The 20,080-nt window shown below is 71.1% G+C and carries 17 protein-coding genes; 9 read left to right on the plus strand and 8 right to left on the minus strand.

Annotated elements, in window-relative coordinates:
- Nucleotides 1-8: 8 nt before the first annotated feature.
- The 6 genes from QQA12_RS16215 to QQA12_RS16240 form a co-directional block, all read right to left on the minus strand.
- The gene (locus tag QQA12_RS16215) at nucleotides 9-1,238 is read right to left on the minus strand and encodes an alginate export family protein (RefSeq protein WP_226049865.1); all 1,230 of its coding nucleotides are present in this window, start codon (nucleotides 1,236-1,238) and stop codon (nucleotides 9-11) included.
- Nucleotides 1,239-1,317: 79 nt separating this feature from the next.
- Entirely contained in the window at nucleotides 1,318-1,677 is a 360-nt protein-coding gene (locus tag QQA12_RS16220; RefSeq protein WP_054668475.1) for a DUF2149 domain-containing protein, read from the minus strand.
- A gap of 3 nt (nucleotides 1,678-1,680) precedes the next feature.
- A complete protein-coding gene (locus tag QQA12_RS16225) occupies nucleotides 1,681-2,160 on the minus strand; it encodes a MotA/TolQ/ExbB proton channel family protein (RefSeq protein WP_056932205.1) in 480 nt (159 codons plus the stop codon).
- Between the two features lie 31 nt (nucleotides 2,161-2,191).
- Nucleotides 2,192-6,166: a cobaltochelatase subunit CobN gene (gene cobN / locus QQA12_RS16230; protein ID WP_226049866.1), complete on the minus strand. Its 3,975-nt coding sequence runs from the start codon at nucleotides 6,164-6,166 to the stop codon at nucleotides 2,192-2,194.
- Nucleotides 6,167-6,168: 2 nt separating this feature from the next.
- Nucleotides 6,169-8,133: a TonB-dependent receptor gene (locus QQA12_RS16235; RefSeq protein ID WP_226049867.1), complete on the minus strand. Its 1,965-nt coding sequence runs from the start codon at nucleotides 8,131-8,133 to the stop codon at nucleotides 6,169-6,171.
- A 149-nt stretch (nucleotides 8,134-8,282) separates the two neighbouring features.
- Nucleotides 8,283-8,768, minus strand: coding sequence for an Lrp/AsnC family transcriptional regulator (locus QQA12_RS16240; RefSeq protein WP_054668479.1), 486 nt, complete (start codon nucleotides 8,766-8,768; stop codon nucleotides 8,283-8,285).
- A gap of 128 nt (nucleotides 8,769-8,896) precedes the next feature.
- Between QQA12_RS16240 and phhA the strand changes: the two genes are divergently transcribed.
- On the plus strand, nucleotides 8,897-9,787 hold the full coding sequence (phhA, locus tag QQA12_RS16245; RefSeq protein ID WP_054668480.1) for a phenylalanine 4-monooxygenase: 891 nt from the start codon (nucleotides 8,897-8,899) through the stop codon (nucleotides 9,785-9,787).
- Nucleotides 9,788-9,866: 79 nt separating this feature from the next.
- Here phhA and QQA12_RS16250 read toward each other — a convergent pair whose 3' ends face one another.
- Nucleotides 9,867-10,583 carry a hypothetical protein gene (locus tag QQA12_RS16250; protein ID WP_152985066.1) on the minus strand — a complete coding sequence of 239 codons (717 nt, stop codon included), beginning with the start codon at nucleotides 10,581-10,583 and terminating at the stop codon, nucleotides 9,867-9,869.
- Nucleotides 10,584-10,747: 164 nt separating this feature from the next.
- Between QQA12_RS16250 and QQA12_RS16255 the strand changes: the two genes are divergently transcribed.
- Together QQA12_RS16255 and QQA12_RS16260 are read left to right on the plus strand one after the other, a co-directional pair.
- Nucleotides 10,748-11,854, plus strand: coding sequence for a histidine kinase (locus QQA12_RS16255; protein WP_226049868.1), 1,107 nt, complete (start codon nucleotides 10,748-10,750; stop codon nucleotides 11,852-11,854).
- Nucleotides 11,851-12,486, plus strand: coding sequence for a response regulator transcription factor (locus QQA12_RS16260; protein WP_226049869.1), 636 nt, complete (start codon nucleotides 11,851-11,853; stop codon nucleotides 12,484-12,486). The genes QQA12_RS16255 and QQA12_RS16260 overlap by 4 nt, the downstream gene beginning before the upstream one ends.
- 12 nt (nucleotides 12,487-12,498) lie before the next feature.
- Here the strand turns inward: QQA12_RS16260 and dmeF are convergent, their stop codons facing one another.
- Nucleotides 12,499-13,512, minus strand: coding sequence for a CDF family Co(II)/Ni(II) efflux transporter DmeF (gene dmeF, locus QQA12_RS16265; protein WP_226049870.1), 1,014 nt, complete (start codon nucleotides 13,510-13,512; stop codon nucleotides 12,499-12,501).
- Nucleotides 13,513-13,558: 46 nt separating this feature from the next.
- Between dmeF and QQA12_RS16270 the strand changes: the two genes are divergently transcribed.
- The 6 genes from QQA12_RS16270 to QQA12_RS16295 all read left to right on the plus strand — a co-directional run bounded on the left by QQA12_RS16270 (nucleotide 13,559) and on the right by QQA12_RS16295 (nucleotide 19,957).
- Nucleotides 13,559-13,831: a metal/formaldehyde-sensitive transcriptional repressor gene (locus QQA12_RS16270; protein ID WP_054668485.1), complete on the plus strand. Its 273-nt coding sequence runs from the start codon at nucleotides 13,559-13,561 to the stop codon at nucleotides 13,829-13,831.
- Between the two features lie 92 nt (nucleotides 13,832-13,923).
- Nucleotides 13,924-14,646, plus strand: a complete 723-nt coding sequence (locus tag QQA12_RS16275; RefSeq protein WP_226049871.1) for a DUF3348 domain-containing protein — start codon at nucleotides 13,924-13,926, stop codon at nucleotides 14,644-14,646.
- A gap of 10 nt (nucleotides 14,647-14,656) precedes the next feature.
- Nucleotides 14,657-17,053, plus strand: coding sequence for a DUF802 domain-containing protein (locus tag QQA12_RS16280; protein ID WP_226049872.1), 2,397 nt, complete (start codon nucleotides 14,657-14,659; stop codon nucleotides 17,051-17,053).
- On the plus strand, nucleotides 17,050-17,697 hold the full coding sequence (locus QQA12_RS16285) for an OmpA family protein (protein WP_226049873.1): 648 nt from the start codon (nucleotides 17,050-17,052) through the stop codon (nucleotides 17,695-17,697). Before QQA12_RS16280 ends, QQA12_RS16285 begins: the two co-directional genes overlap by 4 nt.
- The gene (locus QQA12_RS16290) at nucleotides 17,687-18,358 is read left to right on the plus strand and encodes a DUF2894 domain-containing protein (RefSeq protein ID WP_226049874.1); all 672 of its coding nucleotides are present in this window, start codon (nucleotides 17,687-17,689) and stop codon (nucleotides 18,356-18,358) included. The genes QQA12_RS16285 and QQA12_RS16290 overlap by 11 nt, the downstream gene beginning before the upstream one ends.
- Nucleotides 18,359-18,463: 105 nt before the next feature.
- Nucleotides 18,464-19,957: a serine hydrolase domain-containing protein gene (locus QQA12_RS16295; RefSeq protein ID WP_226049875.1), complete on the plus strand. Its 1,494-nt coding sequence runs from the start codon at nucleotides 18,464-18,466 to the stop codon at nucleotides 19,955-19,957.
- Nucleotides 19,958-20,080: the final 123 nt, after the last annotated feature.

Raw genomic sequence — 20,080 nt, forward strand, 5'->3', positions numbered from 1 at the left:
CGACGCGGCTAGGACCGGGTGTACTGCAGCTGCACCCAGAGTTTGTCGGCATCGCGGGTACGCAGGTCGTCGCTGCTGCGGTAGCGCGCGGCCTTGAGCAGCACGCTAAGGCCCTTGAGCTGCGGAACGGCGCGCTCCCACGACAGGTTGAACTCGCGCCCGTAGCGGTAGCTGCCGCGATCGCTGCGGAAGTCGTGGTACCACGCCTGCGCCTTGCCGCCGGCCAGCGGCACCACCACGCCCGCATACGCATCGCGCAGACCATCGGCGGGCGTGGTCAGGAACTGGTCGGCCCACCCCTGGAACGCGTGCTTGGTCGCCAGTGGCGTCTGGAACGCACGGTTGCCGGGCCCGCTCTCGCCGGCGCCGAGCACTTCGTAGCCGAGCGTGCTTTTCACTTCGCCTGCGGCATGGCTGGCCTCGCCCAGCCAGTAGCGGCTGTCCAGCGACCACGGGTTGCCGCGGCCATCGACCTGCCGCGCATGTTCCAGCACGTAGCCGAAGGCGCCGTGGCTGCCCTGCAGGCGCAGGCCGGTGGTGTTGCCCGACAGCGTGCCGCGCGGCGCGCCCGCGGCCACCGCCACGTTCTCCAGGTCCAGGCGGTAGTGGTAGCCGGTGAGCGCCAGCGCCGGGCCGGGCGCGAACCGCGCCTGCAGCAGGTGGCTGTCGCCGTGGATGTTGGCCGGCGCGGTGAGGCTGGGGGCCTTGGGTTCATCGGGGCCGAACACCGTGTTGATGTTGGCAACGTAGGCGTAGGTCAGCTTCCAGCGCGCGTCCGGCGCCAGTTCCATCATCGCGCCGTCATAGGTCTGCTCGTTCTGGCGCCAGCCCACGCCGCCGACGAAACGCTGGTTGCCCAGGTTGATGCGCTGGCGGCCGAACTGCACGTTGGCGTGGGCGCCGTCGTAACGCAGCAGCGCCTGGTTCAGTTCGGCGTAGTCCGGGTCGGCCACCGTCGGGTAGCCGGTGCGGCCGTTGCGGGTGTCGTTGAACCGCTCCCCGCCCAGGTGCGCGACGCCGTCCGCCTCGGCCAGCGCCGACCAGCCATGCCAGCGCGCGGTGCGATAGCCCAGCCGCAGGCGCGCGCTGTTGGCGTCGGCATCGCGGGCAAAGCCGTCCTGCGCGACGTGCTCGTAGCGGTAGCGCAGGTCCAGCAGTGGCGCGCCACCGGCATCGGCGGCCAGCACCGGGGCGGCGACCAGCAACAGCGGCAGGGCATGGAGGAGGCGGATCGTCATGGCGGATGCTCCTTGGGGGAATGGCGCCATCCTCCGCGCCGCCCCCCGCGACCACCATGACGCCGGTCAAGCCGCGCGGTCAGCGCTGTCCCTGTCCCGCGGATGCGGCGCCTTCGCTCCGGTCACCGCCTTCGGGCACGTAGATCATGCTGCCGTCCTTGAGCCGGTAGGCGGTGCCGGCGCGGGTGCCCTCGCCTTCGCCGATGCTGCCGCTGGCCTTGTAGCGGTCCAGCGTGCGCCCGTCCTTGACCACGATCTCCATGTCGGCCTGTCCGGGGTTGGCGACCATCACCACCTTGTCGTGGCTGAAGGGATTGAGCGGGTTGCGGATCAGCGCGATCAGCAGGATCGCCACGATCACCAGGAACACGTCGATCAGGTTCACGACCGACAGCACCGGGTCGTCCTGGTCGTCCTCGTCGAGATAGCGACGGCGCATGGTTCAGCCCTCCGCGCCGGCGATGGCCAGCTCGATCCGGCGCAGGTCCTGCAGCAGCCAGCGCCGCCGCACCACCAGCACGGTGTAGATCGCCGAGGCCGCCAGCAGCGAGACGATGACCGCGGCGAAGGCGACCCCGACGTGGCGCGCGACCTCATCCATGCGCCCGTCCGACAGCCCGGCCAGCGCCGGTCCCATCGGGATCATGGTCGCCACCAGCCCCAGCATCGGCGCGGTGCGGCTGCCGATACGCAGCGGCTCCAGGCGCTTGAGCGTCCACAGTTCCATGTCTTCCAGCCCGCCGCCGTTGCGGCGCCAGTGCCGCTCCATCGCATGCATGCGGTCGCCGCGGCGCTGCACGGCTTCCACCGCGAACATGCCCAGCGCGTAGCAGGCGTACAGGAACAGCGCCAGGATCAGCAGCAGCACCGGCGCGAGGAACCAGCCGGAAAGCTGGTGCAACAGGGATTCGATCAGGTTCATGTCGGTTCTTCGTTCGAGGAGGAAAGGGAAATCAGGAGGTCATGCGCGCCTGTCGCCAGCCGCCGCCGGCGAACGCCAGCAATGCCGGCCATAGCGCCAGCCACCATGCGCCGGGTACCGGCGGCGCCGGCGGCGGCACGCGCTGCAGCTGCATGCCGCTGACCTTGGCCGGAGCGGGAACCGGCGGTGGCGGGGCGTTGGCGGGCGCTGTTGCCGGTGGCGATGCGGGGGCAGCGGGCGATGCCGGCACCGGCGCGTCCGGCGGCGCTGCGCCGCGCGGCTGCAGGCCGAACGCCGCGGCCAGCCGCGCGACGTGCGGGCGCAGCTTGTCGCTGCCCGGCAGCACATCGTGGCGCGCATCCAGTTCGGTCCAGGTGTCCACCAGGCTGCGCAGGGTCGCTTCGTCTGCGTTCCAGTAGCCCTTGCGCTGCGCCTCGAGCATGCGTTCGACGATCTGCGCCAGCGCATGCGGATTGGCGCGCTCGAACCAATCGCGCATGCCCAGCTGCAGGCGGTCGGCGACGTAGACATCGTGGAAGCTCTGCCACTGGTCGTCGCGGACCATGCCCGGATCGACCGCCTGCCAGCCCCAGAAATTGTCCATCGAGGCGACGATCTCCAGCGTGCCCGCATAGCCTTCCTGCTGCATCTGGGTGATCCAGCCGGGGTGGAACTGGCGGGTCTGCAGTTCGGCGGCGAGGAAACGCGCGGCGTCGTCCACGCGGCTGCCGGCCGGGTCGCGCAGGTTGGAGATGTACAGCGAAGGCGCCGCGCCATCGAGGTGGCGCACCGCCAGCGACAACCCACCCAGATAGGAAAACGGGTCGTCGGTGGTCAGCATTCCGTACAGGTTGGACGAGCGCGACAGCACCGCGGCGCGGGTGCCGCGCAGGTGCTCGGCGTAGGCGTTCACGCCGGCGGGAACCTCGCCCCAGTGCGCCGGATCGGGTCCGTAGCCGTACTGCATCTGCGCCAGATAGCGCTGCGCCAGCTCGGTGTCGGCATCCCATTGGCCGGTCTTCAGCACCGTGCCGCCCAGGCCGCTGCCGTAACTGCCCTGCGCGCTGGAATAGATGCGGGTGCGCGCATAGCGGTCGGCCAGGTCCTCGGCCAGTCCCTGCGCCAGCAGCCGCGCGCGCACGCCGGCGGTGTGGCGGGCGATGGGGTTGTCGCCGTTCTCGGCGGCGGCGGCCAGCGCGACGGCTTCGTTCATCCGCTGCATCAGCGTGGCGAACTGGTCGCGGTACAGGCCGGTAGCCGACAGCACCACGTCGATCCGCGGCCGGCCCAGCCCGGCGGCGGGGATCAGTTCCACCTTCCCGATGCGCCCGCCCTCGTCCCACACCGGGCGCACGCCCAGCGCGGCGAATATCTGGGCTTCGAGGATGCCGTTGTGGCGCATGGTCTCCACCCCCCACAACGAGAACGCGAGCTTGTCCGGGTACTGCCCGGCGTGGGTGTCGCGGTAGCTGTCGATCAGCTGCCGCAACGCCACCTGGCCGGCGTCCCAGGCCGCGCGCGACGGCACCCGCATCGGATCGAACCCGTACAGGTTGCGGCCGGTCGGCAGGCTCTCGGGCGTGCGCAGCGGGTCGCCCCCCAGCCCCGGCGTGGAATAGCGCCCGGCCAGTGCATCGAGCAGCCCGGTCAGTTCGCTGCCGGCATCCAGCGTGGCATCGGCACGGCGCGCGGCGTCCAGCAGTTCGTGCTGCGCCGGCGGTGCGTCGTCCGGCAATGGCTGCCCGTCGTACAGGTGACGTTGCAGCCAGCGTCGGCCAGGTTCGTCGCCGCGTGCACGGTAGTCGGCCGATGCGGCGTGCGGATCGTTGCCCAGCCCCAGCGCCTGGTCGATGCGCCTGCCCAGCATCAGCCGCAGCGTGTCGCCACGGCGCGCGGGGTCGGCGCGGGTACCGAATACGTGCAGGCCCTGTGGCTGCGGCTGTCCACCGAGCGCGTCGAGGTAGGCGTGCAGTTCGACGAGGAAGCCATCGAGGTCGGCCGCGATCCGCGCCGCATCCCATTGCAGGTCGGCGGCGATGCCGCTGCTGGCGGCCAGCTCACGCAACTGGCGCGCGGCGGTGTCGCGCACCGCGCCCTGGTCGAGTTGCTGGTACTCCTCGATCAGCTGGTGCAGGCGCAGCGGCTCGCCGTGCAGGCCGGCGCTGCCGAACGCCGGGGTCTGGTGGCTGACGATCACCGCGCGGCCACGGCGCCTGGCCTGCAGCGCCTCGCCCACGTCATCGACGATATAGGGATAGACCACCGGTACGTCGCCCACCAGCAGCATGGGATTGTCGTAGACCGACAGCCCGCGCTCCTTGCCGTAGCTCCACTCCTGCGTGCCGTGGGTACCGAAGTGGACGATGGCGTCGCGCCCGGCCTGTTCGCGCAGGTACTGGTACGCGGCCAGGTAGAAGTGATCCACCGGGCGCTTGATGTCGTGGTAGCCGGCGCTGTCCGTGCTGTCGGCACCCGGCGATGCGCGCGTGGGCTGCGGCAGCAGCGTCACGTTGCGCAGGCGCAGGCGCGGGATGGCGAAGCCGGCTTCGCCGCCGCGCCGCCGCAGCCACGGGCTGGCGTCGGGCTCGCCCCACGCGCCGACGATGTCCGCGCGCACCGCCGCCGGCAGTGCATCGAACCAGCGCCGGTAGTCGTGCAGTGGCAGCCAGCCGGCCAGGTCATCGCGCAGCAGCGCGTCCAGTTCCGCGCTGCCGCGGTACGCCGGCGCCAGCAGTCGCTGCAGCGTTTCCAGCAGGGCCGGCTCGGTGGGCAGATCGGCGCCGTAGCCGGCCTCGCGCAGCGCGACGAGGGTGGCATGCAGGCTGCGCGGCAGGTTCAGGCCCGAGGCACCGAGGTTCTTTTCGCCCGGCGGGTAGTTGTAGAACACGATGCCCACGCGCTTGTCGGCCGCGGGCGTGCGCCGCAGCGCCGCATAGTTGAACGCCTTGTCGGCAAGCGCCTTGATCTGTGCGCGAATCGGCTGCGGCGGCGTGCGCGACCTGCCGGCGGCCACGATCAGCGGGTCGATGAACCCGGCCTGCTCGGGCAACGCCAGGTAGAACGAGGTCGCGCCCGGCGATATGCCCTGGCGGTCGGCCTGCCACACCGCCTCCGCTCCGTCCCAGTAGGTGATCGCCTGCAGTACCGGCACGCCCAGCCGCGCGTAGTCGGCGCCGATGTCGCTGCGGTAGAGGATCTCGAAGTTCGCGACCACGTCGACGAAGGGTTTCCCGTCGCGCGACAGCAGCGCGCCCACCGGCACCCCGGCATCGGTGTCGCGGAAGAACGGCAGGGCGATGCCGCCGCGCGCCTCGACCTCGCGCACCAGCGCATCGATGTGGGCGGTGGAATCGGAGCCGATCGCCGAGGCGAACATGGCGATGCCGACCACCGGCTGGCCCGGGCGTACCCGGGCCCCCAGCCAGCGCAGGTACTCATCGAGCGTGGCGAAGGCCAGGTCGCGGTAGTCGGGGTGGTAGATGCCGGTCCCCGGCATCACCAGCGGCGGCTGCGGATCGGCCGGCGGGCGGCGCTGCGCCTTCCATCGGTGCAGGTAGCGCATCAGCCCGCGCAGGTTGCGCTCGCCGCCGTTGCGCGCATACGCCGCCAGCAGCGCGGCCTGCCCTTCATCCATGCCGCGGCCGCGCTCGCCATCGCGTTCGACCAGCAGGCTCCGTGGCAGCATGGCCAGCTGCCCGGGCAGCTTTTCGTCGCGGTACATCTGCACCGGTGGCAGCTCGGCCAGCACCAGGTCGGCGCCCGCCAGCGTGGCCAGCGCGTCCGGCCCCAGCGGTGCGGCCACGTAGTCCAGCGCCACGCCTTCATCGGCGGCAAGCTGGCGGTACAGCGCCAGCTTGCCCTGCGCGAAGAAGCCACTGCCGACCAGCGCCAGCCGCGCCGGCTCCGCATCCTGGACGGCCGCATCCGCCGCCGCTGCGGCAACGGCCGTCGCCATGCCGGCCATGCCCAGCAGCAGCCCGCAGATCGCATATCGCCAACCGGCCATGCTCAGAACCCGATCCCGAGCATCGCGTACAGGTAGCGCCCGCGCTCCCGGTAGTTGTAGATGCCGTGCTCCTCGACGCGGTGGTCGGCCAGGTTCTCCACGCCCAGCTGCAGGTCCACCCGGCCGGGCAGGCGCCGTTTCACCGATGCGCCCCACAGGCCGTAGGACGGCTGCTCCTGCGGCACTCTGGCGGCGGTGAGCTGGCGGCCGACATGGTCGTAGCGCAGTTCCAGCTGCCAGCCGCGGTCGTCGCTGCTCCAGCCCAGCCGCGCGTTGCCGCTCTGCAACGGCCGCTCGGCCAGGCGCCTGTCGTCGGCTTCGTCGCGCGCGTCGTTGTAGCTGTAGTTGCCGGCCAGGCGCAGGTTTGCCGGCAGTTCCACGCCGGCCTCCAGTTCGGCACCGCGGATGCGCGCGTCGTCCACGTTCTCGTAGCGGTACAGGCGCCGCAGCGGCAGGGTGCAGCGTTCAAGGCAGACCGAGTCGATCAGGTCTTCCACCGTGTTGCGGAAGGCCGTGGCACGCCACCAGTGGCGCTGGCCGGTGTAGCCGACCGACAGCTCCAGGTTGTCGCTCTTCTCCGGCTGCAGGCCGGGGTTGCCGATGAAGCTGTGCGGGCCGTCGAAGCGGTAGTCCGGCGAGATCTGCTTGAGCATCGGCGCCTTGAAGCCACGCGAGTAGCCGCCCTTCACCGTCCAGCGTTCGGCCGGCTGCCACACCGCGTACGCGCGCGGGCTGACCTCGCTGCCGAACAGGTCGTGCTTGTCCACCCGCGCGCCGTACACCAGGTCCACGCTGCCGGTCAGCGCCCACTCGTCCTGCAGGAACAGCGCGTACTGCCTGGCCGTTTCCTCGCCGCTGGCGAAGGAAGGGTGTTCGAGCCGTTCCTCGCGCGCCTCGAAGCCGCTGGTGAGGCGGTGGCTGCGGCCCAGCGCGATGCCGTAATGGCCGTTGAGCGAAGCCTCGCCGGCTTCCTGCTCGGGCGAAGGCGCCACGCCGCCGGTGTTGCGCTGGCGCTGGTGGATAGTGGCGACCTGCGCGGCCAGGCGCAGCTGGCCGCCGCCGATCCCGCCGTCGTAACCCAGCCCGACCTGGGTGCGGTCGAAATCATAGGACTGGCGATGGAACAGGCCGGCGCCGGTACGGGTGCCGTACCAGCGGTCCTCGTCGCTCTTCATCGCGGTGAACGCCAGCCGCTGGCCCTGCGCCGGCTGCCATTGCAGCCGCGCGCGCAGCGTGGCCTGCTCCTGGCCCTCGCGCTGGTCCAGCCGCGGCTGGTCCGGCTCCGGCACCGGTTGCTGCTTCTGCCATGCACCATCCACGGCCAGCGCGAAGGTCTTGCCCAGCGGGCCGGCCAGATGCGCGGCCGCCTGCTGGAAGCGGCCGCCATCGTCTTCGGGCAACAGACCCAGCGACGTGCGCAGCGCGCCGCCCCACTGCGTGCCGGGGCCCCGGGTGATGATGTTGATGACCCCGCCCAGCGCGTCGGACCCGTACAGCGAGGACAGCGGCCCGCGCACGATCTCGACCCGTTCGATCGCCTCCAGCGGGATCCAGCCGAACTGCAGGTCGCTCAATCCGAATACCTGGTCGGTGGCGGCGATGCGCTCGCCATCGACCAGCACCAGCGTATGCCGGCTCTCCATGCCGCGGACGCTGACCACGCGGCGGCCAAGGCTGCCGACCGCGCGGATGTTGAGCCCGGGCGTGTCGCGGATCGCATCGAGCACGTCGCGCGCCGGCCGCGTGCGCAGTTCCTCGCCGCTGACGACGGTGACGCTGGCCGGCGCACGTTCGACGCTGCGCTCGCTGGCGGTGGCGGTGACCACCACCGCATCAAGGTCGGTGGGAACGGCGGCTGAGTTGGCGGCGGCGAGCGCGATGCCCGGCGCCAGCATCGATGCCAGGCCGATACCGGCGGACAGGCGCGTACGGGCGCCCGACACGCGCCGGGAGTGTCGTGGAGTCATGGTCCGTGTTTCCTCTGGAATGAAGCCGCGCTGCCGGCGGGTGGCGGCCGATGAGAGTCAACGGAACAATAACCATTCTCATTTGAAGGGCATTGACCTGGATCAAGCCCGGCACATTGCCCCGCCGCCGCCGAGGCGGCGTGGCCCGCTCAACCGCGCCCGAGCTGCGACAGCGGCAGCGCGCGGAACTCCTTGACCGTGCGCAGCACGAAGCTGGAATTGACGTCGGCCACGCCGGTGGCGTCGAGCAGCTTGTCGAGCAGGAACGCCGAGAAGTGATCCAGGTCGCGCACGTAGATGTGCAGCAGGTAGTCCATGTCGCCGGTGAGCGCGTGGCAGGCCACCACCTCGTCCCACAGCTGCACCGCCTCGACGAAATGGCCGATTGCCGCCTGCCCGTGCTTGGACAGCTGCACGCGTACGAACGCCTGCAGGCCCAGGCCGATGGCGCGCGGCTCCAGCCGCGCGCCGTAACCGGCGATCACCCCGTCCGCTTCCAGCCGCTGCACGCGGCGCAGGCAGGCCGACGGCGAGAGATTCACCCGCGTGGCCAGTTCGGCATTGGTGGCGCGGCCATGCTGCTGGATTTCCGCCAGCAGGCGCAGATCGGTGCGGTCGAGGGAGATGGCATTCATTTTGTTGCCTCGCAACATCGAATCGACGCAACAATCTTGCGTCATGGCAGCCGCTCGACGCAATTTCGCACACCTGTTGCGCGCGCGGATTTCTACCATCAAGGCGATCTACTTTCCGGAACCGCCCCATGGACACGTCCCCGCGCCGCGTAGAGCACCAGCAGACCGACAAGGGATATGTGCCGGTCTACACCACCGCCGTGGTGGAGCAGCCGTGGGACGGCTACAGCGCCGACGACCATGCCACCTGGAGCACGCTGTACCGGCGCCAGCGCGAGCTGCTGGTCGGCCGCGCCTGCCGCGAGTTCCTCGATGCCCAGGACGAAATGGGCATGAGCGAGCACATGATCCCGCGCTTCGACCAGCTCAACGAGGTGCTCGGTGCCGCCACCGGCTGGACCCTGGTGGGCGTGGAGGGGCTGCTGCCGGAACTGGACTTCTTCGAACACCTGGCCAACCGCCGGTTCCCGGTGACGTGGTGGATCCGCCGCCCCGACCAGATCGACTACATCGCCGAGCCGGACCTGTTCCACGACCTGTTCGGCCACGTGCCGCTTTTGATGAACCCGGTATTCGCCGACTACATGGCCGCCTACGGCCGCGGTGGCGTCAAGGCCCACGCCATCGGCCCGGACGCGCTGCAGAACCTCACCCGCCTGTACTGGTACACGGTGGAGTTCGGCCTGATCGATACCGCCGATGGCCTGCGCATCTACGGCGCCGGCATCGTTTCCTCCAAGGGCGAATCGCTGTACTCGCTGGAATCGGCGGCGCCGAACCGGATCGGCTTCGACCTGGAGCGGATCATGCGCACCCGCTACCGCATCGACACCTTCCAGAAGACCTATTTCGTCATCGACAGCTTCGAGCAGCTGATGGCGGCGACCGAACCGGACTTCACCCCGATCTACGCGCGGCTCGCCGGGCAGGCGCACCTGCCGGCCGGCGACGTGCAGGACGGCGACCGCGTGTTCCAGCGCGGCAGCGGCGAAGGCTGGGCCGACGGCGGCGACGTCTGAACCGGCGTATCGCAGCGCAGCCAAAGTGAAAGAGCCGCCCGCGGGCGGCTCTTTCGCTGGCACTCCCGGAACCGGCCGCTCAGGGCGCCGGCCGGGTGGCGGCCGGTGCATGGCGGCGGCCATAGCGGCGGTCCAGGCGGATGCCGATGGCCACCGCGACCACCAGCGGCACCGTCCACGGGAACAGTTCGACCAGCAGCGGCGGCACCGCGGCGTGCGCCTGCAGCCACTGCCACACCGGGCGCATGCCGATGCCGAGGAAGGCCACGTGGGTGGCGATGCCCGCGCCCAGCATGGACTGGTAGTGCTGGCGCAGTGCCCAGTCCGGACGCGACGGGCCGCGACGGGCGAATTTCCACATGCGCCAGCCCACCCACAGGCCGATCGTCGCAAAACCCAGGAACAGCGGCTGGCGCTGGCCGATGCCCACCAGCAGCGTGGCCAGCGCCAGCAGCAGCGTCGGCCACAGCGCCAGCTTCCAGCCGATCCGCGCCACCAGCCGCTTCCAGTCGCGCTTGTCGGTGACCGCGCGCCAGGCCAGCCAGGCGGCGTTGCCGGTGAGGGCCATCAGGTAGGCCAGGAACAGCGCCGACAGCGGCTGCCGGCGGAACACGGCGTACTCCACGGTGATCGGCAGCGCGGTGGCGACGATCGTCGCCATGGCCAGCAGGTACACCTTGCCCAGCGCACGATGGCGCGGCGAGCCCTTCTTCATCAGCGCCGCCGACCAGAAGCCGACCAGCGCGACCACCCCGGCCAGCACGTGCAGCGCGACGAACAACGAGTACCCAGGCATGAGACGTCCTCCGATGGCAGCCGGCGGAATGCGGCGGCTCGTGCACAGGTTCGTTGAACGGCACCCGCCACGGCAGTCGCCGTGGTCACCTACGGACCCTGCCGGAAGTCACTTTCTGCGGCGTCCCCCTTGCCGCCGGCCAGCGCGCCCACCAGCATGCACGCATGGAACTCGGCTCGCAGTCGCGCTGGCGCGGACTTCTCCACCCCCTCAATCTGGCTGGACTGCTCACCTGGTGTGCGGTGGCCTTCACCCTGCCCTACGGCGACACCCCGTCGCAGCCCTGGCGCTGGGGCTGTGCGCTGGTGTTCCTGGCCGCGTTCCTGTTGGCAACCGCACTGCCGCGGGCGTCCTGGCAGCGGGCCACGCTGCTGCTGGTCGAAGCCGCCGCGGCGCTGGCGCTGGTGCGCCTGGCCCACCACAGCGGGGTGGCGCCGGCACTGCTGGTGATGCTGGCCGCGCAGGTCGCCGCCAGCTGGCCGCCGCGCAGCGCCGTGGTGGCCGTCGCCGCCCTCAATCTGGGCATGTACCTCGTGCTGCGCGGGGTCAACGGGCATGCCGGCGTGGTGGTGCTGATCTTCGCCGGGTTCCAGGCATTCGCCATGTTGACCACCCACTACGCACGCGGCGCCGAGCAGGCCCGCGACCGGCTGGCGCAGGTCAACGCCGACCTGTTGGCCACCCGCGCGCTGCTGGCCGACAGTTCGCGCGATGCCGAACGCCTGCGCCTGTCGCGCGAACTGCACGATGTCGCCGGGCACAAGCTCACCGCGCTGCGGCTGCAGCTGCGCGCGCTGGCCGGCGAGGCCGGCGCGCCGCCGGGGCTGGCACTGTGCGAACGGCTGTCCGCCGAACTGCTGGGCGACCTGCGCGCGGTGGTGCAGTCGCTGCGCGACAGCGACGGGCTGGACATCGCCACCGCCCTGCACGCGCTGGCCGCGCCGCTGCCACGGCCGCGCCTGCACCTGCTGCTGGACGACAACGTGCAGCTGCACGACACCGCGCTGGCCGAGGCGGTACTGCGCTGCGTGCAGGAAGCGCTGACCAACAGTGCGCGCCATGGCGAAGCGCAGGTGCTGCACGTCGCCCTGCGGCAGCACGAAGGGCACCTGCTGCTGGACATGCACGACGACGGCCAGCTGCGCGGCGAACTGCACGAGGGCAACGGCCTGACCGGCATGCGCGAACGGGTTGCCGAGCATGGCGGCAGGCTGCAACTGCAGCGCAACGCCTCCGGCGCGCTGCACATCCAGGCGGAGTTCGCGGCGTGAACGGCGCCCCACGCATCGCCCTGGTCGACGACCAGGCCCTGATCCGCGCCGGGCTGCGCGCATTGCTGCAGCAGCAGGGCATCGACATCGTGTTCGAAGCCGACAGCGGCGAGTCGCTGCTGGCCCAGTTGGTGCTGCAGCCGGTACAGCTGATCGTCTCCGACATCCGCATGCCGGGCATGGACGGCATCCAGGCGTTGCAGGCGCTGCGCGCGCGCGGCGATGCCACGCCCTGCCTGTTCCTGACCACCTTCGACGACAGCGACCTGCTGCTGCGCGCCACCGCGGCCGGCGCCCAGGGGTTCCTGCTCAAGGACGCCGCGCCGGAAGACCTGCGCGAGGCCATCGTCCGCATCGTCGCCGGCCAGGCCCTGCTGCAGCCGGTCAGCACCGACCCGGTGCGGCAACGCTATCGCTACCACGCCGACGATGCGCCCAGGGAGCTGTTCAGCCAGAAGGAGGTGGCGGTGCTGCGGCTGATGGCCGGCGGCTACAGCAACCGCGAGATCGCCGGCAGCCTGTTCCTGGCCGAGGGCACGGTGAAGAACTACGTCTCGGCCATCCTCGACAAACTCGATACCCGCGACCGCACCCGCGCGGTACTCAAGGCGATCACCCTGCGCATCATCTGAGCGCCGTCGCCCTCACGACGCGGCGCTGCGTACCTCCACGGTGACGTGCACGATCTCCTCGTGGATCGACAGCGCGCGATGGAATACCTCGGCCTCCACGCCCGGCGCGGTCGCCACCTCCATCGCGCAGGCGAAGCGGCCACGGCCGACCTGCCAGACATGCAGGTCGCTGATCCGGGCCGGTACCGGCCCCTGTTCGACCGCTTCGCGGATCTCGGCCACCACCGGCGCATCCATCTCCGCGTCCAGCAGCACCCGCCCGGTCTGCCGGATCAGGCCCCACGCCCACACCGACACCAGCACCGCGCCGACGATGCCCATCAGCGGATCCAGCCAGGACGCGTTGAAGTACAGGCCACCAAGCAGGGCGATGATCGCCAGCACCGAAGTGGCCGCATCGGCCAGCACGTGCAGGTAGGCCGAGCGCTGGTTGAGGTCATGCTGGTGATGGCCGTGGTGATGATGGTGGCCGTGGTCGTGATCGTGATCGTGATCGTGATCGTGATCGTGATCGTGATTGTGATTGTGGTGATCGCCATGGTCGTGGGCGTGGCCATGACCGTGGTGGTGCTGGTCGCGCAGCCACCACGCGCACAGCAGGTTCACCGCCAGCCCCACCACGGCGATGGCGATGGCCTGCTGGTAGTGGATCGGGCTGGGCTTGAACACGCGCGCGATCGACTCGAACGCCATCAGCCCGGCCACGCCCAGCAGCAGGATCGCACTGGTGTAGCCGGCCAGGATCTCGATCTTCCAGGTGCCGAAGGCGAAACGCGGATCGTCGCGGTAGCGCCGCGCGCAGGCATAGGCGAACGCGGCCAGCCCCAGCGCCAGCGCATGCGAGCTCATGTGCCAGCCGTCGGCCAGCACCGCCATCGAGTTGAACCACCAGCCGCCGGTGATCTCCACCCCCATCATCAGCACGGTCAGGATCATGGCGCGGCGGGTGTTCTTCTCCGCCATCGGGTTGCCCTGGCTGAAGACATGGCTGTGCCGGCGGGACACGGCAAGGGTTTCGAGGTTCATCGTGGCGGCCTTTTCAGATACCCCCATAGGGTATACGATAAGCACCATGGCACACATCCAGCGCGACAGGAAGAAACTGCTTGCCCGGGTGCGCCGCATCGCCGGCCAGGTGGCGGCGCTGGAACAGGCGCTGGAAGCCGGCGACGACTGCGATGCGGTCCTGGTGCAGATCGCCGCGGCCAAGGGCGCCATGCACGGGCTGATGCTGGAAGTGATGGCCGGCCACCTCAGCGACCACGTCGTGGCCGAGCCCGACCCGGCGCGGCGCGCGGACGAAGCCGGGGTGCTGCTGGAGCTGCTCAAGCGGCACGCGCGCTGAAGCCGGCGCAGGCCGCCCACCGGGCATGAATGCGGACCGCCGGGGCACCCCCTGGCGGGCCATGTAAAATGCCCGATTTTTCGGTCAGGACCATGGCGAAAGCTTCCACACGGGCGCCCGTGCTGGGCCCGGCGTTCATTCGCCTGCTGGCCCGCTTCGGCGACGCCGACCTCCCGCGCACGCCGCCGGTGCTGACCGAGCGGCTGGCGCAGTGGTTCGACTGGAACCGCGCCATCACCCTGTCGCGCGCGCTGGACAACCGCCTGCCCGAAGCGGCCGACGGCCCGGGCTTCGACGACGCCCAGGAAGCCGAATGCGCACGCCTGCGGCGTTCGCTGCGGGAGGCCATCGACGCCGACGTCGACCTGTCCGCACCGCGGCGCAAGGACGCCAGCGCCGCCGCGGTCGACCCCGGCTACCTGCCCTACCGCCAGCACTGCCTGGCCATGCAGCGCGCGATGCAGGCGGCCACCGGCCTGCTGCGCGGCCGCCTGCGCGACATGCTGGCGCTGCAATCGCCGGCCAAGGCGCGGCTGGCCGAGGTGGACGCGGTGATGGAAGCCACGCTCAGCCCGCGCGAACAGGCCCTGCTGGCCATCGTGCCGGGCCTGCTCGGCCTGCACTACCAGCGCCTGCGCGACGCCGCCCTGCCCGAACCCACCGGCGCCGACGCGCCGGACGACACCCCCGCCACTCCCGCCGCCGGCCCTTGGCTGGCACGGTTCCGCCAGGACATGCGCACCGCGCTGCTGGCCGAACTGGAAGTCCGCTTCCACCCCATCGACGGCCTGCTCGCCGCGTTGCGCACCCGGTAACCGCATCTCCATGTCCAGAAACCCCATCGTTCCCGTCGTGTTCCTTGCCGGCCTGCTGGCCGTGTGCTGGATCGGCATCGGCTACCTCGGCAGCCACCCGCTGGCCACCGCCGTCGCCGCGCTGATCGCCGCCTGCTACCTGGCCGGCGCCTTCGAGCTGCTGCGCTACCGGCAGGCCACCGCCACGCTGGTACAGGCGCTGCCATCGCTCGGCGAGGCCGCCGGCGACCTCGACGGCTGGCTGTCGCGGCTGCAGCCGGGCCTGCGCAATGGCGTGCGGCTGCGCATGGAGGGCGACCGCGTCGGCCTGCCGGCGCCGGCGCTGACCCCATACCTGGTCGGACTGCTGGTACTGCTGGGCATGCTCGGCACCCTGCTGGGCATGATGGCGACCCTGCGCGGCACCGGGCTGGCCCTGGAAAGCGCCACCGACCTGGACGCCATCCGCAGTTCGCTGGCCGCACCGGTCAAGGGCCTGGGCTTCGCCTTCGGCACCTCGATCGCCGGCGTCGCCAGCTCGGCCGCGCTGGGCCTGCTGTCCGCGCTGCTGCGGCGCGAGCGCGCGCAGGCCGTGCAGCAGCTCGATGCCGGCATCGCCGCGCAACTGGGGCACCTGTCGCACGCGGTCCAGCGCCGCGAGACCTTCCGCCTGCTGCAGGAACAGAACGCGCTGATGCCGGCACTGATCGAGCGCCTGCAGGCCCTGGCCGGCACCCTGGAACGCCAGCAGCACGACGCCGGGCAACGCCTGCAGTCCAGCCAGCAGGAGTTCCACCAGCGCAGCGAGGCCGCGTGGACGCAGCTGGCCGCGTCGCTGCAGCAGGCGCTGCGCGACGGCATCGCCCAGCAGGCCAACGCCGTCGGTGCCGCGCTGCAGCCGGTGGTGGATACCACCATGGCCGGGTTGGCGGACCGATCCGAGCACCTGCACGCGGCCATCGAACAGGCCGTGCGCCGCCAGCTCGACGGCCTGGACAGTGCCGTGCAGGGTGCGGCCAGCGCCGCCCGTGACAGCTGGAGCGCCGCCGTCGCCGAGCAACAGCGCGGTAACGCCGCACTGGCCGACGGCCTGCAGCAGGCGCTGCAGCAGTTCGCCGCCACCTTCGAGCAGCGCTCGGCCGCGCTGGTCGATGGCGTGGCGACGCGGCTGGAAGACAGCACCCACCGGACCGCCGACGCCTGGAACAGCGCACTGGCACGCCAGCTCGACGCCCAGGCGGCGCTGGCCCAGCGCAACGAGCAGGCATTGGTTGCCGCCGCCGACCACTTCGACCGGCATGCGCATGCGCTGGTCGACAACCTGGGCCAGGCGCACGCCGAACTGCAGTCGGCACTGGCCGCGCGCGACGAACAGCGGCTGGCGCACTGGTCGCAGTCGCTGGCGGCGATGCTGGCCACGCTGGAAGAGAACTGGCAGCGCAACGGCGCGCAGGTCGCGCAGCAGCAGCAGCAGGTCTGCGATGCGCTGGCGCGCACCGCGGGCGAGGTCTCGGCGCAGCTGCAGGCCGCGGCCGGCGGCGCGCTGGAGGGCATCGCCGGCAACGCGCAGGCGCTGACCGACGCGGCCGCCGCCTTCGCCCTGCGCAGCGAGGCCATGATCGACGCCCTGCAGCGTTCGCATGGCGAACTGCAGGACGCGCTGCAGGCGCGCGACGCGCAGCGCCTGGCGCAATGGCGCGACGCCTTCGCCACGCTGACCGGCGAGTTCGGCCAGCGCTGGGAACACAGCAGCGCCCAGGTCGCCGCGCAGCAGCAGCAGGTCTGCGACACGCTGGCGCAGACCACCCAGGCGATCCACGCGCAGGCGCAGGCGCAGGCACGCGACACCCTGGCCGAGATCGAGCGGCTGGTCGCCACCGCCTCCGAAGCGCCGCGTGCCGCCGCCGAAGTGGTCGCCGAGCTGCGCCAGAAGCTGTCCGACAGCATGGTGCGCGATACCGCGATGCTGGAAGAGCGCGGGCGCCTGCTGGAAACCCTGCAGACCCTGCTAGACGCGGTCAACCATGCATCGCGCGAGCAACGCGGCGCCATCGACGCACTGGTCTCGACCTCGGCCGAGCTGCTGGAGCGGGTGGGCAGCCGCTTCAGCGCGCAGGTCGAAGGCGAGGCCGGCCGGCTCGACGCCGCCGCCGCGCACGTCAGCGGCAGCGCGCTGGAAGTGGCAAGCCTGGGCGAGGCGTTCGGCGACGCGGTGCAGGCGTTCGGCGACGCTACCGGCAGCCTCAGCGAACGCCTGCAGGGCATCGAATCGGCGCTGGAGAAATCGCTGGCGCGCAGCGACGAGCAGCTGGCCTACTACGTGGCGCAGGCGCGCGAAGTGATCGAGCTGAGCATGCTGTCGCAGAAGCAGATCATCGGCCAGCTGCAGCAACTGGCCGGCGCCCGCGACGGGGCATCCGGCGCATGAGCGACGAGATCGAGTTCGATGCCGAATCCAGCGCCACCACCTGGGCCGCGTTCGGCGACCTGATGTCGGTGCTGCTGGGCGCGTTCGTACTGATCCTGGCCAGCGTCATCGGCATCCAGCTGCTGCTGCACAACCGGCTGGACGAGGAAGTGAAGCAGCGCCAGGCCGAGGCCGCGCGGCTGAAGACCCTGGAACAGGCGCTGGCCGCGCCGCTGGCGGCCGGCCGGGTGACCGTGATCGACGGCCGCATCGGCATCAGCGGCAGCGTGCTGTTCGCGCTCAACTCCGACCAGCTGCAGCCCGAAGGCCGCGAACTGCTGCAGAGCATCGCCACGCCGCTGCGCGACTACCTGGCCGCGCGCGACGAGATCCTGATGGTCAGCGGCTTCACCGACAACCAGCCGGTGCGCGCGGCCAACGCCCGCTTCGCCGACAACCTGGAACTGTCGGCGGCGCGCGCGCTCACCGTCACCCGCACCCTGATCGCCGACGGCGTGCCGTCCGCGTCTGTGTTCGCCGCCGCGTTCGGCGCCGAGCAGCCGGTAAGCACCAACGACGACGAAGCCGGCCGCGCCCGGAACCGCCGCGTGGAGATCGCGCCGATCCCGCGCCGCACGCCCGATGGCAAGGCCCATGCCCGCTGAAACCGGCGACGTCCACGCGCGGCTGGAGGCCTGGCGCCGGGACGGTGCCGACCGCATCGATCCGCTGCGCTTCGCGGTGATGAGCGCGCTGGCGCGGCATGCGGCGCGCCACGACGGCGCGCTGCGGCAGCGCCTGGATGCGCGCCTGCAGGCGCTGGCCGATGCCTATGCCGCGCTGCCGCCACCGGGCGCTGCGCGGCCACCCATGCGCGCGGCGGGGGCCAGCCCCTTGCGGCAGTTGCTGGACCGGTTCGGCCATGCGCGGCCCGCGGATGCACCCGTGCAGGCCATCGCCCCGCTTGCGACCGGTGCAGCGGGCGACGCCGGCGACGCAGCGCCGGTCGTCGATCTGGCCGCGCCGATGCCGGTACTGGACGAGTTCCAGCAGCTGTGGACCCGCATCCGCATCGACGGCCTGCTGCGGCACTGCCTCGACGGCCTGCCCGAGGACGCCGGCCCGCTGCATTCCAGCGTGCTCACCTACCGCGCCATGGCGCTGATGCGCGAGGTCTGCCCGGAATACCTGCAGCATTTCGTCGCCTACACCGACGCGTTGTCGTGGCTGGAACAGCTCGGCGGCAGCGCGGCCACCGGCGGCGACGCCGATGGCGCGGCCGCTCCGCGCAGACCCGCACGCACGGGCGGACGCAGGAAGAAGTAGGCCGCACCTGTCCGCTCCGGTGCCATGGGTTGTCACATCAGCCGGCGCACGTCCGTCACACTGCTTCCCGGGCCCGGCAACTCTGCCACGATGGCGAGAACTTCCATGAAGAACCCTGCGTTGCTGTCCTGCACGACACTCCTGCTGTGGAGCCTGTGCGCTGCCGCCCAGCCGGCCGCGGCGCCCGCTTCCACCGCGGCGCCGGCATCCACGCTCCAGGCGCGCATTTCCAGAGTCGAGCAGGGGCTTTCCACGCGCATCGTGGTCAAGGGTTCGCCGCAGCGGAGGATGGCGCTGGAACAACGCATGGCCTTCCACCGGGTGCCGGCGGTCAGCATCGCGCTCATCGACCAGGGCCGGATCGCGTGGGCGCGCGCCTATGGCGTGGCCGATGCCGCCAGCCAGCAGCCCGCCACCACCACCACGCGCTTCCAGGCCGGCTCCATCAGCAAACCGCTCAGCGCCCTGGGCGCGCTGCGTCTGGTCGAGCAGGGCCGGCTCTCGCTGGACGCGGACGCGAACGGCCAGCTGGCTTCGTGGAAGATTCCGCAGAACGCGTTCACCCGCGCGGGCACGATCAACCTGCGCAGGCTGCTCAACCACGGCGCCGGGGTGACGGTGCACGGCTATGACGGCTACGCACCGGGGCAGCCGTTGCCCACGCTGCTGCAGGTGCTCGATGGCATCGCGCCGGCGAACTCCGAGCCGGTCCGCGTCGATATCGCGCCCGGAAGCACGTGGCGCTATTCGGGCGGCGGTTATAGCATCGTGCAGTTGATGATGACCGAAGCCAGCGGGCAACCGTTCGACCGGTACCTGGAAACGGCGGTCCTGCAGCCCTTGGGCATGGCGCACAGCACCTATGCCGTGCCGCTGCCGGAAAGTGTGGCCAGCCAGGCAAGCGCCGCCCACGACGGCAACGGCCAGGTCCTCGCCGGCCGGTGGCGCCTGTACCCCGAATCCGCCGCCGCTGGCCTGTGGAGCACCCCCAGCGACCTGGCGCAGGTGATCCTGGAAGTGCAGCGGGCCGAGGCAGGCGGACCTGGCAGCATCCTGTCGCGCGACATGGTTTCGACCATGCTGACGCGCGGCCTGGGCGAGTACGGCCTGGGCTTCTTCGTCGAGGACCTGGGCGACCGCACCAGCTTCAGCCACAGCGGTGGTACCGAGGGGTTCCGCTCGCAGCTCTATGGCTATACCCGCTCCGGGCAGGGCGTGGTGATCATGGCCAACAGCATCAATGGCGCCGCATTGATCGACGAGATCCTGTGCAGCATCGCCGCCGAGTACGGCTGGCCCGAGTTCCAGGTCGTCGAGAAGACGGCCATTCCGACCGACGTGGCGACCAACCGGCTGCTGGCCGGCGACTATCGGCTGCTCGACCAGCCCGCCCACGTCGTCGCCGAAGGCGAACGCCTCTACTTCCAGAGCGATCTGTTCGGCGCGGGGCGGATGGAACTGTTCCGCGAGTCGGAGGATTCCTTTTTCATGACCGCCCAGGACATGAGCATCCGCTTCCGGCAGGACGGTGCCGGCACGATCGCGGGCTTCGACCTGGTCCGCGGCGCGGGGACCTATACGGCGCACAGGACGCGTTGAGGCGGAAAGGCCTGCCATCGCCGCGGTCTTCCGCCTGCAGGCCCGCACGGACGACCCCGCGACGCACCGGCCCGCCAGCGCGGGATCGGCTGGCGCGCCTTCTTCCCGTATCCGGCCGGGCCG

Origin of the sequence: Stenotrophomonas sp. 17(2023), assembly GCF_030345315.1 — a bacterium.
Lineage (GTDB): Bacteria > Pseudomonadota > Gammaproteobacteria > Xanthomonadales > Xanthomonadaceae > Stenotrophomonas > Stenotrophomonas acidaminiphila.

What these genes read in the sequence shown, in the direction of transcription:
- QQA12_RS16215 (WP_226049865.1), bottom strand. Translation starts at nt 1,238, where the DNA reads ATGACGATCCGCCTCCTCCATGCCCTGCCGCTGTTGCTGGTCGCCGCC.
- QQA12_RS16220 (WP_054668475.1), bottom strand. Translation starts at nt 1,677, where the DNA reads ATGCGCCGTCGCTATCTCGACGAGGACGACCAGGACGACCCGGTGCTG.
- QQA12_RS16225 (WP_056932205.1), bottom strand. Translation starts at nt 2,160, where the DNA reads ATGAACCTGATCGAATCCCTGTTGCACCAGCTTTCCGGCTGGTTCCTC.
- cobN (WP_226049866.1), bottom strand. Translation starts at nt 6,166, where the DNA reads ATGGCCGGTTGGCGATATGCGATCTGCGGGCTGCTGCTGGGCATGGCC.
- QQA12_RS16235 (WP_226049867.1), bottom strand. Translation starts at nt 8,133, where the DNA reads ATGACTCCACGACACTCCCGGCGCGTGTCGGGCGCCCGTACGCGCCTG.
- QQA12_RS16240 (WP_054668479.1), bottom strand. Translation starts at nt 8,768, where the DNA reads ATGAATGCCATCTCCCTCGACCGCACCGATCTGCGCCTGCTGGCGGAA.
- phhA (WP_054668480.1), top strand. Translation starts at nt 8,897, where the DNA reads ATGGACACGTCCCCGCGCCGCGTAGAGCACCAGCAGACCGACAAGGGA.
- QQA12_RS16250 (WP_152985066.1), bottom strand. Translation starts at nt 10,583, where the DNA reads ATGCCTGGGTACTCGTTGTTCGTCGCGCTGCACGTGCTGGCCGGGGTG.
- QQA12_RS16255 (WP_226049868.1), top strand. Translation starts at nt 10,748, where the DNA reads ATGGAACTCGGCTCGCAGTCGCGCTGGCGCGGACTTCTCCACCCCCTC.
- dmeF (WP_226049870.1), bottom strand. Translation starts at nt 13,512, where the DNA reads ATGAACCTCGAAACCCTTGCCGTGTCCCGCCGGCACAGCCATGTCTTC.
- QQA12_RS16270 (WP_054668485.1), top strand. Translation starts at nt 13,559, where the DNA reads ATGGCACACATCCAGCGCGACAGGAAGAAACTGCTTGCCCGGGTGCGC.
- QQA12_RS16275 (WP_226049871.1), top strand. Translation starts at nt 13,924, where the DNA reads ATGGCGAAAGCTTCCACACGGGCGCCCGTGCTGGGCCCGGCGTTCATT.
- QQA12_RS16280 (WP_226049872.1), top strand. Translation starts at nt 14,657, where the DNA reads ATGTCCAGAAACCCCATCGTTCCCGTCGTGTTCCTTGCCGGCCTGCTG.
- QQA12_RS16285 (WP_226049873.1), top strand. Translation starts at nt 17,050, where the DNA reads ATGAGCGACGAGATCGAGTTCGATGCCGAATCCAGCGCCACCACCTGG.
- QQA12_RS16290 (WP_226049874.1), top strand. Translation starts at nt 17,687, where the DNA reads ATGCCCGCTGAAACCGGCGACGTCCACGCGCGGCTGGAGGCCTGGCGC.
- QQA12_RS16295 (WP_226049875.1), top strand. Translation starts at nt 18,464, where the DNA reads ATGAAGAACCCTGCGTTGCTGTCCTGCACGACACTCCTGCTGTGGAGC.